Here is an 18,776-nt window from a genome sequence, read left to right on the forward strand (position 1 = left end):
ATTTTGCTTCTTTTTTTCTGCGCGTGGGATATTTATCACCAAATTTCATTAAGTTATCATACATTTCTACCCAATTTTGTTCGATGGCTTGCTTCCAGAAATTTTCTGTCTCTGATGGTAAATAACCATATTGGTATGACAATGAAGCAATGACAGTTTGAGCCTGCCACGGTAAACATTCAAACTTTGTCGTCTTGGATATTCGATTGTATAAATCAACAATACGTTTTGTCTCTGATTTTTTTACTTTTGATACTAGAATTTCTAATTCAAAATCGTTAACCATAAGAGGATTCTTAATCAAAATAGCTTCAGCTTCACTCTTTTTATAACCAAGATAAGGTGTAAGCTTATCTACCAAAGAAGCAGGGAGACCTAAAGCAATTAAATCTGATTTTGAGCGTGCTCCCAAATCAAATCCTGAAGCAATAGTGACACCACTATTACTATTTTCGACATCAGGAACATATCCTTTCTTTTTTACTCCTTCAAGTTCTTTAATGAAGTCAAAATTGATCATCAATTTACACTGCGATTTTGACTCCCAACCATCCATCAAAGCTTCATCCAGTGCAAGTAATGTGCCTTGGCCAACAATACCATCAACGGGGCCAATGCTGTATGACGGATGCGTTTGATGACTGGGTTGATAACTTTTTTGGAACTGTTCGATGGCCGTTTTGGTTTTATTACCGAAATCACCATCGGCTTGCAAATCAAATTTCATTTTGATTAACGCTTGCTGAATAAAGCTCACTTCTTCGCCATTGTTGCCTTTTCTGAAAGCGCTGGCTTGTTTCTTCGCTAACTTTTCCAGCTCTTCTGAAGGTTTCAACACATCCGATTGTAGCAGTGATGCTTTATCTTCGTTTTGTGCATCCTCTTTTGGGCTCTCTTCCTGAGCGCTCTTTTCTGCCACCTTCGCTTCTGACTGCTTTTCTGATGATGCAGATGATTTCTGCGCAGCGGATTGTACTGCGGCAGCCTCAAAATGAGTGATCACATTCGCTTGGCCGCTTTGCATGGTCGCGTTAATTGCACTCGCTTGCAATTCGGCTGGAGCTTTCATATCAAGTAGTGGGGTTGCCAACATGGCGGATTGCCCACCATAAGCGCTACCGCTACCCGCACTTCCGCCAGCATTAAGGTTAATCGCAGGACCAACGATGTGCACGCCACCGGCATCCACTTTGACAAAGCTGCCACCCGCTTTTAAAGTCACTTCAGCCCCAGCTTCTACAACGATTTTAGCTCCCGCTTTAAGGCTGATTTCGCGCCCTGTTTGTATCGCGGTCAGTTTGGCCACTTTATGCTGTAATGACCCGCTAATCTCTACACTGCTATCTTTGGTTATGTTATCGCGGCTTTCGCCCTCCACCGTGAGGTGGTGGTTATGTTTAACGTGCGTGAACTGGTCGTTATCCACCGTGAGGTGCTGGTCGTGTTTGATGTGCGTCGTGGCGTCATTGAGCACCAAGGCGTCTAAGTCTTTTTGCGCGTGTAGGTAGATTTTCTCTTGCGCCGCTTGGTCTTCAAAACTCAGCTCGTTAAACCCTTCTCCTTGGTGCGTTTCACTGCGCAGCACGGTTTTGGTTTTGTTATCCGGTAGTGTGTACGGCGCTTTGTTGGTCGCATGGTAGGTACGGCCTGTCACTATCGGTTGGTCTGGGTCGCCGTTGAGAAACGAGACGATGACTTCATGACCAATGCGCGGAATGGCTATCATGCCATATTGGCTGCCAGCCCAACCTTGTGAGACGCGCACCCAGCATGAGCTGTGCTCATCGCCGTTGGAATATCTGTCCCACGGGAAATGCAGTTTGACGCGGCCATGTTCGTCACAGAAGATTTCTTCGCCGTCAGGGCCCACGACTAACGCCATGCAAGGGCCATCCACTTGAGGTTTGGCTTGCGGTGTCGCACGCCACGTGACATCAGCAGGAATGAGCGTGAATTGGTTGCTGTACGTGGTCGCGCCACTGCCGCCCTCTTCTTCCAATGCTTGTGGCTGACGCCCTTGATGATGCACTTGCACTACAACCCAATCGCGGTTCATGCTGTCGTCAAGATGCTCTTGTAAATCAAACCTTGTGCCCGCTTGCAGGCCTGGATGGTTACTTTTTCCGGTCGCGGTACGCGCTTCTCGTCGTAAGTACTCTAAGCGAATTTGATTAAAGGCTTTGCCGCTGACGTCGTCTTTAAAGCGGCCCGGTGCATCAAAGTGTTCGTAGGTCGCTTGCTGGTAATCCATTTCGCGCCCTTGCGCTTGCTGAGCAAACGAGTAGCTCGGTTTTTTAAAGCTGTAATCTTGCAGCGCGCTGTGGCTCACTTCGGTTTGGCTGTGTTGCGTTAATTGCGACACATAGGGGCTTTCCATCACGCCACCCGCAAGGACGTTGTAAGGGATAGGCGTTTCTCGCTTTATCAGGCTTTGGCTGTCGTCACTGAAAAAGAGGGTGTGTTTCCCCTCTTCATGAATGAAGTGATACACCAAGCCCTCTTCGGCGGCTAAGCGGTGCAAGAAGTCGATATCCGTCTCACGGTACTGCACGCAGAATTCACGCTGCGCACACTCACGTTTCAGCGAGAAGGCGTAGTCGTTAATGCCCATCTCTTGCAGTACGATGGAGAGGATTTCGGGAACGGTTTTGAGCTGGAAAATACGGCTGTTTTGGCGCAGTGATAGCCGCTCTAATGCCGGGACTAAGGTCAGTGAGTAAAAGGTGTGATGATGGCCAATATCACCTTTACTGAATTGGCGCACAATGCCGTGCACGCGCTGCACGACAAGGCCATCACGCAACATCTCAAGCTGAGCGGTTTTGTCCACCAGCTCCAGCGCTGTTAAGCCAGATTGGCGACTGGCCAGTTTTATCTCATAGCGAAAACCGTAGCAATGCAGGCCCGCTTGCGCGCTATCAGACAGCGATTCCACGCCTTGGTATTCACGCACCACTAACGTGTCGTCTGCCAAACCCTCCACGGTGAGCCTAAAACTTAACCTTGCCATCTTTTTCCCTTCCACATTTGAATGTCGAAAAACCTTAAGCTCAATACATAACTAGGCTACGTACTGAGCTTAAGGTTTTGGTGTGGGCCACTCACCCCAAGGACATGAAACACGAGTGAGCGACCCAAAAACTAAGCGTGATTACGCTTCAACAGGCTTGCGCCAGTCGTCAGAGCCTGAAGTACCCGCATTCACGTGATCCCACAGGATTTTACGGTAAGACATAGAAACCGTAACGTTTTGTGTGAAGTCGCCGTTTGCTGGATCTTGGCAGTGTGGCATTTCACAGTGAATGTCCACGATAGACGCGCTTTCGAGTGTAGTAGTGAAGAAGTTCTCTTGCTTACCTTCGATAGAAGTGCGGTACCATTTTAGCTCAACCGATTTCATCTTCTCGCCAGACGCCAGTGCGTTATAAAGAAGAGGAACCGCTTTGTTTAGCGCTACGGTGAATTTAAATGGTTTGTGAACACGTTGACCAGAAGGCTGACCTGATTGTGGATCAGTCGGTACAGTTACAACGTGGTCAAATTGTTGAACCAACATTTGGTCTTCATGACCTTCAACGAACGCATCACCGATTGAATCAGTAGACAGAGCACCAGCAGTGATCAGGCCCTGAGTTTCGCCTTCGATAGAGATATAACATGGAGTTGGCATTGCAAATTCCTTACTTTAATGATGAATGGTATGAAACAAGTTCACTCGTCATAGAGCAAAGTCAGTGCCAACTCTATTAATATTTAAAATCAAACACTTATATTGTATGTATTTTTGATTGAGCAAAAACCTGCCCAGTATGAGCAAGATATTGCTTCGATGGGTAAAAACTTACCCTCATTCTGAGACAGCCAGATGTAAAAATCCCGATTCACACTGTAAATCGGGATTTTGATGTTGAGACTTCACAAGAAACCACTCAACTCATTAAATTGCAATGGGGTTGACAACTATACCCTTGTCTCTAGCTTATAGTAGAGAGTTGCCAGTGGCGGTACACAGACCAAAATAGATTGGTCTAAACCCTCACTCTCAACGTTTTCAGTCAGTACACGGTTTTTGACTTCAAAACTGCTACCGCCATAGTGTCTATCATCTGTATTAAGCAGTAATTGATACTCACCTTTGACAGGCATACCTAAACGAAAAGCTTGGTGAGGAACAGGGGTAAAATTGGTGATAATTAAAATACGTTCACCGCAGTCACTCATGCGTTCATGCGCAAGAATGCTCGCATCGGCCGCATCTTGTAAGCGCCACTCAAAGCCACGAGGCTCACTGTCTAACTCAAAAAGTGCAGGCTCGGCTTGATACATCTTATTGAGATCTCGCGTTAAATTCTGCACTCCTTGATGGCGTTCAAACTGCAATAAGAACCACTGAAGTTGGTCATCATGATTCCATTCTGCCGTTTGACCAAATTCAGTGCCCATGAAGTTGAGTTTTTTACCCGGCTGGCCATACATGTAACCCATATAAGCACGCAAGTTTGCCGTTTGTTGCCACTCATCGCCGGGCATTTTGTTGTGGATCGAACCCTTGCCGTACACCACTTCATCGTGTGATAGCGACAACACATAGTTTTCACTGTGTGCATAGACTAACGGGAAGGTGATGACGTTGTGATGGTATTTACGATGGACGGGATCTTCTTTTATATAAGCCAAACTGTCATGCATCCAGCCCATATTCCATTTGAAACCAAAGCCTAAGCCGCCCATAAAGGTTGGCGCTGAAACGCCGGGAAAAGCTGTTGATTCTTCAGCAATGGTCATAGCATTCGGGAAGTGTTTGTACACTTCTTCGTTCATCCACTTTAAGGTGGCAATCGCATCGTAATTTTCTCTGCCGCCATCCACATTTGGGATCCATTGATCATGGCTGCGTGAGTAGTCGAGATAGAGCATCGAAGCAACGGCGTCGACCCGAATGCCATCGATATGGAACTGTTCAAACCAATATAACGCATTCGAGACTAAGAAACGGCGCACATGTTCGCGGCCAAGGTCGTAAATATACGAACTCCAATCTTGATGCCAACCACGGCGTGGATCAGGGTCATGGAATAAAGGAGTGCCATCAAAATTGGCTAAACCATGACTATCGGCTGGAAAATGTGCGGGAACCCAATCGAGCACCACTCCAAGACCAGCTTGGTGACATTGATCAACGAAATATTTAAAATCATCAGGCGTACCAAAACGGCTCGTTGGCGCAAATAAGCCAACAGGTTGATATCCCCAAGAACCATAAAATGGATGTTCAGAAACGGGCATAAGCTCTACATGGGTATAGCCTAAATCCACCAAATAAGGCACCAGTTGATCAGCCAGCTCACGATAATTTAGAAATTCACCCGCCGAATTACGACGCCAAGAGCCCACGTGCAACTCATAGAAAGAGAGCGCTTGCTTGCGCTTTTCGGTGATGGGGCGAGCTTGCCACGAACGGTCTTGCCATTCATAACGCCGATGATCATACGTCACCGAAGCAAACGAAGGGTATTGCTCGGCGTAGTAACCCCAAGGATCGGCTTTGTGCGGTAACCCTTCACCATGAGGCCCTTTCAATTCAAATTTGTATTGCGTACCTTCGGGTAAGTTGGGCATGAAAATTCCCCAAATACCGTAATCAATGCGCTGCATTGGGTTACGACGTCCATCCCATTGGTTAAATGCGCCAATCAAACTGCACGCTTTTGCATGCGGTGCGTAGACTAAAAAACGGATACCTGAGATTTGTTTACCACCACGATCCATAGTTACGAACTGCGAACCCATGTGGTGATACATCGATTTCGGCGTATGTAAATCATCATATTCAGCGTATAAACCATGGTACTGATATGGGTCATCGATGAGCTGTTCGACACCTGCCCAATCGACCGCCAATTGGTAGTGGGTAAAACGTAAATCAATATTTGATTTTAGGATGAAACCCGACTCATCTTCACGCTCAAGCAGAATGCGGGGTTGATTTTCCACCACCAGCTCAACTTTTTCGGCACCCGGCATCCAAACGCGTAGCGCACCTTGATCGGGTGCAAGGTAAGGGCCTAAAAATGAGAATGGATCTGTAAATGATGCATGGGAAAGTTGGCTATATGCCTGCTTTAGCTTTGAAAGCTTTTTTGTTTTCATATCCCTACTCCTAACCTAACTTTCTTTAAACGTATAAAAATGCCCGCTAAAATGGCGGGCATACTAGCGAGGTTCAGTGTACCGAACTCTGCTGTTACATTGAGTGACCTAGACTAAAATTCTTCATGCCATGATTAAGAAAGATAACACTAAGCCACATCAAGGTTTATTCAGTAAGTGATTATTTACTTACACTCGCTCGCACTTCCGTTAAACGTGCAGCAATGCGATTGACATTATCACGCGCAAATACTTCATCCAAATTCATTGAAAGTTTACGACGCCAGTTAGGGTACTCATTAACGGTGCCCGGAATATTAACGGGTTTATCCATTTCCAACCAATCTTCTAACTGAATACTTAACAAGGTCGATGCGCCAGATGCAACGTGCAATTGCAGCGCCTCACTTAAATACGAATCCATTGGAACAAGGCTTGCATCGCGCCCCACACCCTCAGGCAAATAACCATGCCATGCCACCGAATCCAAAATGCCTTGTTTACATTTCAAACGGTCCTCAAACAAGGCTTCGAGCTGGGCTTGATCGGGGTACAAACCAATTTCGCTCCCCATTTTGAGATCATCGCAATGCCAGAAACCACGCAACGTTGGCATATCATGTGTGCACAGTGCCGACATCGACTGAGCGGCGTAATGTTTCGGTGAGATAAAGCCGCCATCGTCTGCGGTTTCAAAGAAGAACACTTTATAAGAGTGAACACCCGCGTCGGCTAAAATATCGACGATTTCATCAGGTACTGTGCCCAAATCTTCGCCAATCACGCTACATTGATGGCGGTGAGATTCCAACGCTAAAATCGCGAGCATATCTTGTACTGGGTAGTAGATGTAAGCACCCTTAGTGGCATTTTCACCTTTTGGTACCCACCACAAGCGCAGTAAACCAAGTACATGGTCAATACGCAGCGCACCACAATGTTTCATATTGGCGCGCAGTAGTTTGATATAAGCATCGTAAGCAGTTGCTTGTAATACTTGTGGATTAAGCGGTGGTAAGCCCCAATTTTGACCCAGTGGTCCAAGAATATCGGGCGGTGCGCCAATGCTGGCGTCTAAAATCAAGTTACCGGCATCAGCCCAAGTTTCAGAGCCTGAATCAGCCACACCCACCGCAAGGTCGCGGTATAAGCCGACCGCCATACCTTTTTCTTCCGCGAGTGCTTGGGCTTCATTAATTTGGCCATCAGCAATCCACTGCAAGTACATGTATAGGTGAACTTTATCTTGATTGTCTTCGATAAATTTCTGTACTGCGCTGTTTTCAAACCGACGATATTTTTCAGGGAAAACCGGCCAACCCCATACATTCGGATCTTGGGCATGTAAATCGACATGCAGCGCATCGAATGCCGCTTGGTGCACTAAGCTCTCACCACCTTCTTCAACGAAATTCAAAAAGGCTTGTGCGCGATCGCTATTTTTATCTAAATGGCGTTTTTTAAATTCGGTGAACAGGAGTGGCAAAACACTCATTTTTAATGTTGCAACTTCGGTATAGTTTACCCAATGCGCTTCACGTACTTTCTGAAGACGTTGCTGAAACTCCGCACTGCCTACTTTTTGCTGCGCATCTGCACTCAAAGCAAATTCAGGCACTGAACTCACGTCAATGTATAAAATATTAAGCCAACGGCGTGACGATGGGCTGTAAGGACTCGCCCCTTCCGGGTTTGCAGGAAAGAGAGAATGAATCGGGTTAAGGCCGACAAAATCGCCGCCACGAGAGGCAATATCCGCCACTAACTGTTTTAAATCGCCAAAATCACCAATACCCCAGTTGTGCTGAGTACGCAGCGTATAAAGCTGCACACTCGGGCCCCACAATTTTTTACCTTCAGTAATAGGTGCTTGTTTGTAACAGGCTTTTGGCGTCACTATCAGCGTGAGCTCATACGGTGCTTTACGGCGTTTCCGTGTCACCAACAGTTTGTGATATCCCCATGCCAAATCGCTTGGCAATGCAAACACTAAAGGGCCACCCTCAGCGCGTTCATCACGAACGACTTGCGATTGAAGATAGCCTTCAAGTACCTCTCCTTGCTCGGTTTCTAAGCGCCAGTTAAATTCGCTTTCACGTGCGCTGGCACCTAGATAAAGTGGCACTTCCACCGCTTCACCTTCACGAATAACGAGAACAGGATCTAATACATCTTTCTTGTGTTTCTTTTCTGCTGATTTCAGCAGCGTTTCATCATTGGTTGTGTCATAGCCCAAAGACGCCAATAAGCGGATAATGGTTTCATCTTCCACTTTCGCTTCGTCGCCCCACGCGCTTATGTAGCTGTCGGCAATGTTCGCCATCGCCGCTACTTGTTTTAATGCGTTTAGTTGTTTCATCGCTTTCTCCGAAGGGACTTCTTTCCCCTTCAAATGGGTAGGGTTTTATTATAATGAGTCATCATAGAGCCAAGGCCCTAAGGCCTTGGCTTACTTGAAAATTAACGTTTAACGGTTTCTAATTTCCAGATGTTGTTAACGTAATCACGGATACTGCGGTCAGAGCTGAACTTACCCACCAACGCGGTGTTAAGAATCGCTTTCTTCGCCCAGCCAGCCTGGTCACGGTACTGTTTGTCCATCGCCTGATGCGCTTGTACATACGAAGCGAAGTCAGCCAGCACTAGGTATGGATCACCACCATCAAGCAAGCTATCGAACGTGGCTTTCAATTTGCCCGGAGCGCCTGGGGTAAACTCTTCACCCACCAACAAATCCAGTGAAGCCTTAAGCAGCGGATCCGCATTGTAGTAATCATATGGGTTATAACCACTGGCTTTTAACGCTTCGACTCCGTCCACTTCCAAACCGAAGATGTAGATATTGTCATCACCCACTTCCTCACGAATTTCCACGTTTGCACCATCCATCGTACCTATGGTTAAAGCACCATTTAGCGCCATTTTCATGTTACCGGTACCGGATGCTTCTTTACCTGCGGTAGAAATTTGCTCGGATACATCGGCAGCAGGAATGATGATTTCAGCTATGCTCACGCGGTAATCAGGAATGAAAACTACTTTTAGCTTGTTACCAATGCGCGGATCGTTATTTACTTTTTCCGCAATTTTATTGATGGCGTAGATGATCTCTTTAGCTAGGTGGTAACCCGGTGCCGCTTTAGCCGCGAAGAACACCACGCGCGGCGTCATATCGAACGTTGGGTCATTCACTAAACGATGATACAAAGAGAGAATATGTAACATATTCAAATGCTGACGTTTGTATTCATGCAAGCGTTTGATCTGCACATCAAAGATGGCATTGGTATCAAGCTCAATACCCATGTTCTCTGATACCCAATCAGCCAGACGCTGCTTGTTGTGTTTCTTAACCGCCATAAACTCTTTTTGGAATTTCGCATCGTCAGCGTATTGCGCAATCGCTTCTAGCTGGTCAAGGTGCGCTGGCCACTCAATGCCAATTTTTTCCGAAATAAGCGCCGACAAACCTGGGTTACAAAATTTCAACCAGCGACGCGGCGTAATGCCGTTTGTTACGTTGTGCAAACGTGTTGGGTAAAGCTCGTGGAATTCTGGGAAAAGATCGCGTTTTACCAACTCCGAGTGCAGCGCTGCCACACCGTTCACAGCGTAAGAGCCAACCACACAAAGGTTTGCCATACGCACTACACGGTGGAAACCATCTTGAATGATGGAGAGTTTTTGCTGTTTCGACACATCACCCGGCCACTTGGCACGTACTTCTTGCAGGAAGCGGTGATTGATTTCGTAAATGATTTCCATATGGCGAGGAAGCAAACGCTGGATCAACGACTCGCTCCACGTTTCGAGTGCTTCAGGCAGTAGCGTATGGTTGGTATAGGCGAACGTTTTTGAGCTGATCGCCCATGCTTCATCCCAGCCCATGCCTTTCTCATCAATCAAGATACGCATCAATTCAGGAATGGAAATCGTTGGGTGAGTATCGTTTAGCTGAACGGTTTGATATTTAGGAAGATCAGCAATGTCATGACCCGCCGCCGCATGACGACGCAAAATGTCACGCATTGACGCCGCGCTATGGAAATATTGCTGCATCAAACGCAGTGTCTTGCCTTTTTCGTGGTTATCGTTTGGATAAAGTACTTTGGTAATGTTGCCTGCATCAATCAAGGCATGCTGTGCTTCAAAGTAGTTACCGTTGTTGAAATCAGCCAGTGAGAAAGGCGCAATTGCGCGACATTCCCATAAACGAAGTGGGTAAACCGTGTCGCTTTCATAGCCGACGATCGGTAAATCCCAAGGCATTGCTTGGACAAACATACTCGGAATCCAACGGCGTTTTTCCACGCCATTGTCATTGATAACGTCAACATGGCCGTAAAAACCAATCTCTTGTGCTAGGTGTGGTCGTGCCACTTCCCACGGGTAGCCTTCAATACAACGCCACTCATCAGGAGCTTCTTGTTGGTGGCCCTCACTAAAAGATTGCTTAAACAAACCATATTCATAATGTAAACCATAACCTACGGTTGGGTACTCTTGCGCAGCGCACGAATCCATGAAACATGCCGCAAGTCGCCCTAAACCACCATTACCTAAGGATGGGTCACGTTCTTCTTCTAATAAATCCGTTAGGTTCTGACCTAAATCAGCCATCGCTTCCGTGATTTGCTCATACAGGCCCATGCTGATGAGGTTGTTGCCCGTTAAACGGCCAATCAAGAACTCAAGTGATAAGTAGTTCAGACCCTTAGCGTTAACAATGCGCTCGTCTTGCTCAGTTTCGAGTAGATCAAACATCGTTAATTCAGCCAGTGCGCGCCCCATTGCGAGATACCATGAACGGCTATCTGCATTTTCAATGGTGGTGGCGTAGGTGGCAGTCAGGTGTTTCTTTACGTTGTCTTGGAACGAAGCTTTATCAAACTTCTTCTGTTGCGTAGGTTTCATTAGCGAAATCTCACTTAGTCGTTTTAATTCATCTTCGGCATATCGTGCATCAGCTACGCAAGGTCGGCATCCTCCTAAAAATGACCTCGTTTAGGAGGAGGGCTCAGGGCGTAGAGGGCGAGCACCAGAGTCGCAGTGATCTATCTCTCATTCGTTGCACATAGCGGTTCATAAGCAGTGATTGTGATCACATCACCTTGCTCACTAGCCTAAATACCGCTCATGACGCTAAGGTTTCGATCGGGAATATCAATCTCTCAATATGAGAATTGGCTCTCAAAAAAATGAGCTTCATTTACAAATTACATGAGATTTTGTACATGCTCAGTTTTTATATAGCGCATAACAAAGAATTTTTAGTGATTAAAGTCACAATTACAGGGCGTAGATGATGAGTAAATGTGAATCCTGCAAGAATCTCGGGATGGATCAATAAACGTGCGTCACGACATCAAGTAACATCCACACAAAATGAGTGATAGTTCACTTGTGTACTCCTAAATAATGATGCTCTTCTTACTAAGCACCTCCAAAGCTGCGATCAGCTTTTAAGTCAGTAACAAGAACAATAAATGGAATCTGGAAGATGTGGATACCTTCTAAGCTTACTCGTCCCGGCCGCCTACACAACGCCATCGTTCGCCCGCGTGTGTTAGAGCTGCTTGCCCAAGCACCTTGCTACAAACTCGTGCTATTCCGTTCGCCTGCTGGTTATGGAAAAACCACCATGGCAGCGCAATGGTTATCAGACAAGACCAATGTGGGTTGGTATAGCATCGATGAAAGCGACAATGATGCGTTCCGATTTATCAACTACTTACTGCAAGCGATTAATAAAGCGACTCAGCAAAGTTGTCCAAATGCCCAAAAACTGGCCGAGCGACGCCAGTTCTCTTCTTTACACTCGTTATTTAGTGAAGTGTTTTCGGAAATGTCTGGCTTTAACAAAGAGTGCTATGTGGTTCTCGATGATTACCATTTGATCGCCGATGACGATATCCACGAAGCGATGCGCTTTTTCCTCAAACACATGCCAGACAACCTAACGCTGGTCGTCACTAGCCGTGCCACACCACCATTAGGCACGGCCAACTTGCGCGTACGCGATTTGATGATCGAAATTGGTAATGAGCTACTCGCCTTTGATACAGAAGAAACAACACGCTTCTTTAATCAACGGGTCTCTGATGGCGTGGATGATGATACTGCCAACAACTTGTGCACCTATGTCGAAGGCTGGCCCTCTGCACTGCAATTGATTGCCTTACAAGCACAGCACCAAAAGCGCACGTTGGCTCAAACAGCGGAGTCGGTATCGCAGTTTAATCATGCACATTTATGGGATTACTTAGTTGAGGAAGTGTTTGATCTGCTGGATAAAGAAACGCGCCAATTTTTGATGCAATGCTCGGTGCTCGATCACTTTAATGACGTGTTAGTCTCTGCACTCACCAAACGTGACGACGCGCTGAGCATGATTGAGTCGCTCAACCGCTATGGTTTATTCATTTATCCACTGGAAGGTGAACACAACTGGTACCGGTTCCACAACTTATTTGCGGAATTCCTCTCTCATGAACGCTTGGCGCGCATCCCGCAGCAGGAACACGATCTACACCGTGCCGCCGCGCACGCTTGGTTGCAAGAAGCCACACCTCATCAAGCGTTGCGTCACGCCACGCTCGCTAACGATACTGACTTACTCGCTACTATCTTGACGCAATTTGGCTGGAAGATGTTCAACCAAGGCGAGCTTTTGGCTCTCGAAGAGGCCATTAACCAACTCTCTCCGGCCCAACTCTATCGCGAGCCTAAACTGTGTATGCTACAAGCTTGGCTGGCTCAAAGTCAGCACCGCTACTTTGACGTTGGGGATCTGCTAACCAAATCGACCAACGAGATGAAAGCGCTCAATGTTCAGCTAAGCACCAAAGAACAAGGCGAATTCAATGCCCTACGTGCTCAAGTCGCGATCAACCAAAATGAGCCAGAAAAAGCCTTAGAACTTGCGGAGTTAGCACTGAGCCAACTGGATCACACCGTTTACCGCAGTCGTATTGTCGCCACTTCAGTCGTCGGCGAAGTGAACCACGTGCTCGGTCAATTAAGCCGTGCACTCTCGATGATGCAACAAACCGAAAAGCTGGCACGCCAGTATCAGGTTTACCATCAAGCGCTATGGGCATTACTACAGCAAAGCGAGATCTTGATTGCCCAAGGTTATGTGCAAGCCGCTTTTGAAGTGCAGGATATTGCCTTCAAATTAATTGAAGAGCAGCAATTGCAGCAAGTGCCATTGCATGAATTCTTACTACGGATACGTGCCCAAATCCTGTGGTGCTGGAACCGCTTGGATGAAGCGGAAGAGTGCGCTTATAAAGGACTACGCGTATTGGGCAACCACTCTCCAAGCAAACATCTGCACAGTTATTCTATGCTGGCGCGTATTGCTATTGGCCGTGGTGAACTCGATAAAGCGGGTAAGTTCATCGAACAAATACAGCACTTACTGAAACAATCGACTTATCACGTAGACTGGACAGCGAATGCTTCGCTCTCACTGATTCTATTTTGGCAAGCTCGTGGCAATGATGAAGCAATGTTGCAGTGGCTCAAGACCACCATTCGACCAGAAAAAGCATGCAATCACTTTTCACAGCTTCAATGGCGCAATATTGCTCGAGTTCAGATTCACTTAGGTCATTTGGAAGATGCGACTCAAACTTTGACGTTTATGCAGCACGAAGCGCAAACTTATCAGTTGATTACTGACCTAAACCGTAATTTGATCCTCGAAGCCGTTCTAGCCACCACAGTGCACAATGAAGAAGTGGCGAAAGAAAAACTCAAAGAGGCGCTACAGTTAACCAATCAGACGGGTATGGTGGGTAACTTTTTAATCGATGGTTCTCAGATCGGCCACTTGTTGGAAAAACTCTCTAGCCGATCCGAATTGGGAGATCTGGAACGCCACCGCGCACAACAGTTAATGAAAGAGATCTCTACCACTCAGCGCAGCCGATCAGTCCATTTCGACGAAGAGTTTGTTGAGAAGCTGGTTAATCACCCAAATATTCCTGAGCTGGTTCGTACCAGCCCACTCACTCAACGTGAATGGCAAGTCTTGGGGCTTATTTACTCTGGGTTTAGCAATGAGCAAATTGCACAAGAGCTGGATGTCGCAGGAACCACCATCAAAACCCACATCCGCAACCTATACCAAAAACTGAATATTGCTAACCGCAAAGAGGCAATCCACACCGCCGAGAATTTATTGCAACTTATGGGCTATTGAGTCGCAGGTACGATCAAAAAGAGCCAGATTATCTGGCTCTTTTCTGTCGTAAAAAATGATGGTTAGAAGGTTTTTGGAGCGAAACCAGTCATCACTTCTAAACGCAGTTCTTTGCCCATTGTTGTCATCGGGTGTACCACGATTAAACCTTTAACTGACTTTTTCAATTGACCTAAATCCGCCTGTTCGGCTTTGGTCAACTCACGAGAAAATGGCATATCGAGCAAACTCTTACGCTCTTTGCTCACCGTATAATTTTGCTTGTGTTTTGCTTGAGCGAGCTTTTTCGTCAGTTGTTCTACTTCATCGGTAAATTTGCTGATCATTACTTGATCGCCACGACCTTTAGCCGCATCGAGCTTATGGCGACACGTATCTAAACGGTTATTGAGTTGTTGAATTTCATTTTTCAGGCTCATGGTCACTGGCTCTTCGAAAGTAAAGTGGGCGCGGAGTATATCACAGCCTATCTATACTCTATATAGAAATTAAGCTTAAACCGGTGAAATGAAAGCCACGGGCAAGTCATAGAGGGCATAACAACTCTACTTAGCATTCCAATTTGACATAACACCCATTTTTCATATGAAAATATGCTCTTTGTAAGACGCGGTGCCGCAAACTTAGCTAAGCTATATTTATAACAACAACGAGCATGTCAACCGTCAGTTAAAGTACCAAGGCCAATAACATAACAACAGGAAATAACCATGAGCCTGACTATTCGCCAAAGACTCTACGTGCTATCCATTGTTCCGCTACTGATTATTTCGTTAAGTATGATGTATCTCAGTTTTTCAGAAACACAAAAACTGAATCACGAACAAATGGCTGCTACCCGCGCTAGCATGATGGAGATGAAACAAAATGAGCTGCGTTCATATCTGCAAATTGCCGATACAGCGCTCAAATCACTCAAACAAAAGAACGCTCCCCTCAGCGAAGCCATCACCATACTGCGTGACATCGCGTTTGAAAATAGTGGCTATATCTTTGGCTACAATAGCAAAGGGGATCGACTACTACTGGGCCAAAGTAATGCTGGTTTAGGCGATAACTTTTGGAACATGCAAGATACGCATGGCAACTATTTAATCCAAGATTTAATCAAAAATGCCAAAGTAGATAAGTTCACTACCTACTATTTCCCCAAGCCGGGAGAGACGACACCACTACCTAAATTGGCCTATTCTACCTATTTGCCACAATGGGATCTAATAATAGGCACTGGCTTTTACACCGATGACATTGATGCCGTAATCGCCAACATGGAAACACTCGCTGCGGAAAATATGCAAAGCAGTTTAGTCAATATCGGTTTGATGAGCTTGATCATTATCCTCATCGTCGGTTTTTTCGCCATCATTTTAAATCGCAGTATCATGCGTCCTCTCGAGCTATTTGATTTATCGATTCGTTCATTTGCAAGCGGTGACGCTGATTTAACTGCAAGAATGGAAAAATTCAACGCCCCTGAATTTGCAAGACTAAGTGATAACTTCAATGCCTTTGTCTCCAGCTTGCAAAGTATCATTGCGCGCGTACACCAAGTTGGGCAACAGGTTGTGGATGAAACCAATGACATGACACAACGAGCACAACAAGTTGACGCCATTGCATCAGGGCAACGTGAAGAGACCGATCAAGTAGCGACAGCGATGACAGAAATGACCACGACTGCAACAGAGATCTCGAACAACGCCCATCATGCCGCTCAATCAGCAAAAGATGCTGACGACAACGCCAAAGATGCCCATGAGATTGTTGATTCGGCCGCACAATCGGTACAGGATCTCGCCAAAGAGGTCGCTGAAGCGAGCCTTGTGATTTCAAAACTGGAAGGCGATGTGAAAAACATTTCGTCTCTACTTGCGGTTATCCAAGATATTGCGGAACAAACCAATCTACTGGCGTTAAACGCAGCGATTGAAGCGGCTCGCGCGGGCGAGCAAGGACGAGGATTTGCCGTAGTAGCAGATGAAGTCCGAAAATTAGCCAGCCGTACCCAAGACAGTACAGGGCAAATTCATGCCATGATCGGGCAACTGAAAAATGCCTCTGATGCCGCAGTTAAAGCGATGGATTCAAGCCAAAGTCGTAGCTTAAGCACCGTAGAAAAAGCCAATGCCGCATCGACAGCATTACAAAAAATTCAAGACTCTATTGCCACGATTATGGATATGAACGCACTGATCGCAACGGCAACAGAAGAGCAAAGTATTGTTGGGCAAGAGATATCAGAGCGTATTGTGGTGATATCTGATCAAAGTAGTCAATCGGCTGAACTGGCTAATCAGAACCAAGCGGGTAGCCAACAGCTGAATAGCCGAGCCAACGAACTCTATGAGTTGGTGGACCGCTTTAAAGTTTAGCAAGAAGAGGTAAAACTGATATTCGTAAGCGTCAGAATGAAGATCGTTGATCACTAAGTAAAAAAGTAAAAAAGCCATGTCAACATGGCTTTTTTCAATGAAGAGATCCCTAATGACTTACAGGAGATTTCTTTGGTTTAATCGATTTTTTCTTGATATTCGCGTTTATCTTCTGGACGCAGTTGACGCTGAACACCCATTAAAAAATTACGCAGGATCTGATCTTTACATTCACGGTAGTGTTTATTGTCAGGCTTGCGGAAAAATGCATTGAGCTCGTGCTTACTTAAACGAAAATCGATGAAAGCTAATGTGTCTAAAATATCTTCTGCTTTCATATCCAGCGCAATACGCAATTTCATGAAAATCATATTATTGGTTAAGCGTGTTTCAGGCTGAGGTTGTTCACCATCGCGTTTACCACGCTTTGTATTGATTAAGCCATTGAGAAATATCGCTAGATCCACATCACTCAACACAGATTCCGTCTCTTTGTTTAGCCAAGTAGTCACTTGCTCTTGAGTAACGCAGCCGTCCGCCGCAGCAAAAATCTCAACCATAGCTGAGTCTTTAAAGTCAAAAGTGTAGCGAATACGGCGTAAAATATCGTTATTGGTCAAAATAGATCCTAGGGTTAGATTTCCAGTGCCATCAAGATGACAGACTGTTAAGAAATAGCACGGCACTGTAGCAGAAGAGCGATCGGACACCTATCTATTTTACTAGATGTAGAGCAATAGAGAAGATGCCGACTGGCCCAAAGAAGCTTTATCTCTCTGGGCCATCACAGTTAGGCTAATTTGAAATCATACCTTGTTCGATACAGCACCATATCTTCAATCGTCAATACAGGCATATTGTGCTTTTGCCCGAACGCAACGATCTCGGGTGTTTTGGCCATGGAACCGTCAGGATTGGTGAGTTCACACAATACGCCCGCAGGCATTAAACCCGCCATTTGCATAAGATCAACCGTCCCTTCTGTATGCCCACGACGAGCCAAAACACCTCCCGCCCGAGCGCGAAGTGGGAAGACATGGCCGGGGCGTGCAAGATCATCGGCTTTAGCATCAAAGCGGGCCGCGGTTTTTATTGTGGTCACTCGGTCTTGCGCTGAAACGCCCGTGGTTACACCTGTTTTTGCTTCAATCGAGACAGTAAAAGCGGTTTGGTTTGCGCTATTGTTATGCATTACCATCGGGGGCAGTTGCAGTTGATTAGCCTGTTCATCGGTCAAACATAGGCAGACGATGCCACTGCATTCACGGATCATCAGTGCCATTTGTTGTGTGGTCAGTGACTCAACCGCATAAATGATATCGCCTTCATTTTCACGATCTTCATCATCAAGCAACAACACGCCTCGCCCTTCTTTAAGCGCAGACAGTGCGTTTTCAACACGAGTAATAGGGTCGCCAAATTTGGCAAGTAGAGATAGCTGATTCATGGTTGTACTCCTAAAAAATCACCAGAATCAGGGCTGCTATGAGGGATCAAATCCAAAACAAATTGCACCAGCTAGCGAACTAACTGGCGTCTCTTCATTCTCTCTCATCCGGACTATAACCGTCGGCTCTGGTTTTTCACCAGATCTGCTGACCTCGATACATCGAGCGCTCGCGGGCTCATCTGCCTTCTCAACTGAAAAAACAAACACACCGCCGGTGGGGAATTTCACCCCGCCCTGAGAATTTAAACTATAAATTGGCTTTAAAAAAGCGATGTCATGGTAGTCGTTTACGATAAAGATGAAAAGTAGGACGAAGAAAAAGTGATGTGCATCGAAAAGGAAAGGCATCCTGCAATTATGCAGTTGGGGGTAACAGGAGCATAGCTAACTCAAGAGTTTAGGGTATGCAAGATGCCTTTATTCATGGTCACCAGTGACATAAATGAATCAGAGCTAAAATGGCCATTACCTCTATAGGGTTACGTGATTTTTCTAGACGCTGGCGGTAATAGATCGCCAGCGGTGTTGGCTGTTTGGTGTCAGCCGTTATGGGGTCGTTCATCATTCACCTCCTCAGCTATCGATGTGTTGATTG

The 18,776-nt window shown here is 46.1% G+C and carries 11 protein-coding genes and 1 riboswitch; of the genes, 2 read left to right on the forward strand and 9 right to left on the reverse strand.

The window, feature by feature from the left end; all coding sequences use genetic code 11:
• From tssI to AACT21_RS12535, 5 genes are all read right to left on the reverse strand, one after another.
• A partial coding sequence (tssI, locus tag AACT21_RS12515; RefSeq protein WP_094164177.1) for a type VI secretion system tip protein TssI/VgrG occupies positions 1-3,010 on the reverse strand: 3,010 nt, incomplete at its 3' end.
• 141 nt (positions 3,011-3,151) lie between these two features.
• Positions 3,152-3,670: an Hcp family type VI secretion system effector gene (locus tag AACT21_RS12520; RefSeq protein WP_013868180.1), complete on the reverse strand. Its 519-nt coding sequence runs from the start codon at positions 3,668-3,670 to the stop codon at positions 3,152-3,154.
• A gap of 290 nt (positions 3,671-3,960) precedes the next feature.
• Positions 3,961-6,150, reverse strand: coding sequence for a 1,4-alpha-glucan branching protein GlgB (gene glgB / locus AACT21_RS12525; RefSeq protein ID WP_094164178.1), 2,190 nt, complete (start codon positions 6,148-6,150; stop codon positions 3,961-3,963).
• Positions 6,151-6,331: 181 nt separating this feature from the next.
• Positions 6,332-8,509 carry a 4-alpha-glucanotransferase gene (gene malQ, locus AACT21_RS12530; RefSeq protein WP_094164179.1) on the reverse strand — a complete coding sequence of 726 codons (2,178 nt, stop codon included), beginning with the start codon at positions 8,507-8,509 and terminating at the stop codon, positions 6,332-6,334.
• A 101-nt stretch (positions 8,510-8,610) separates the two neighbouring features.
• Positions 8,611-11,064, reverse strand: a complete 2,454-nt coding sequence (locus tag AACT21_RS12535) for a glycogen/starch/alpha-glucan phosphorylase (protein WP_094164180.1) — start codon at positions 11,062-11,064, stop codon at positions 8,611-8,613.
• A gap of 586 nt (positions 11,065-11,650) precedes the next feature.
• Between AACT21_RS12535 and malT the strand changes: the two genes are divergently transcribed.
• Positions 11,651-14,359: an HTH-type transcriptional regulator MalT gene (malT, locus tag AACT21_RS12540; protein WP_017046883.1), complete on the forward strand. Its 2,709-nt coding sequence runs from the start codon at positions 11,651-11,653 to the stop codon at positions 14,357-14,359.
• A 62-nt stretch (positions 14,360-14,421) separates the two neighbouring features.
• Here the strand turns inward: malT and AACT21_RS12545 are convergent, their stop codons facing one another.
• Positions 14,422-14,778, reverse strand: a complete 357-nt coding sequence (locus AACT21_RS12545; protein WP_026027197.1) for a YibL family ribosome-associated protein — start codon at positions 14,776-14,778, stop codon at positions 14,422-14,424.
• A 291-nt stretch (positions 14,779-15,069) separates the two neighbouring features.
• On the opposite strand from AACT21_RS12545, the gene AACT21_RS12550 reads away from it, so the two are divergent.
• Positions 15,070-16,731: a methyl-accepting chemotaxis protein gene (locus tag AACT21_RS12550; protein ID WP_047687681.1), complete on the forward strand. Its 1,662-nt coding sequence runs from the start codon at positions 15,070-15,072 to the stop codon at positions 16,729-16,731.
• A 137-nt stretch (positions 16,732-16,868) separates the two neighbouring features.
• On the opposite strand, the gene AACT21_RS12555 is transcribed toward AACT21_RS12550, so the two are convergent.
• From AACT21_RS12555 to AACT21_RS12565, 3 genes are all read right to left on the reverse strand, one after another.
• Positions 16,869-17,351: a YehS family protein gene (locus tag AACT21_RS12555; protein WP_038148283.1), complete on the reverse strand. Its 483-nt coding sequence runs from the start codon at positions 17,349-17,351 to the stop codon at positions 16,869-16,871.
• A gap of 170 nt (positions 17,352-17,521) precedes the next feature.
• A complete protein-coding gene (ribB, locus tag AACT21_RS12560; RefSeq protein ID WP_094123326.1) occupies positions 17,522-18,178 on the reverse strand; it encodes a 3,4-dihydroxy-2-butanone-4-phosphate synthase in 657 nt (218 codons plus the stop codon).
• 92 nt (positions 18,179-18,270) lie between these two features.
• Positions 18,271-18,427: riboswitch (FMN riboswitch) on the reverse strand.
• Between the two features lie 181 nt (positions 18,428-18,608).
• On the reverse strand, positions 18,609-18,746 hold the full coding sequence (locus tag AACT21_RS12565; RefSeq protein ID WP_155815363.1) for a hypothetical protein: 138 nt from the start codon (positions 18,744-18,746) through the stop codon (positions 18,609-18,611).
• Between the last annotated feature and the right edge of the window lie 30 nt (positions 18,747-18,776).

It is taken from the genome of Vibrio sp. V08_P9A1T1 (assembly GCF_963874405.1).
In the GTDB taxonomy this organism is placed as follows: Bacteria; Pseudomonadota; Gammaproteobacteria; order Enterobacterales; family Vibrionaceae; genus Vibrio; species Vibrio anguillarum.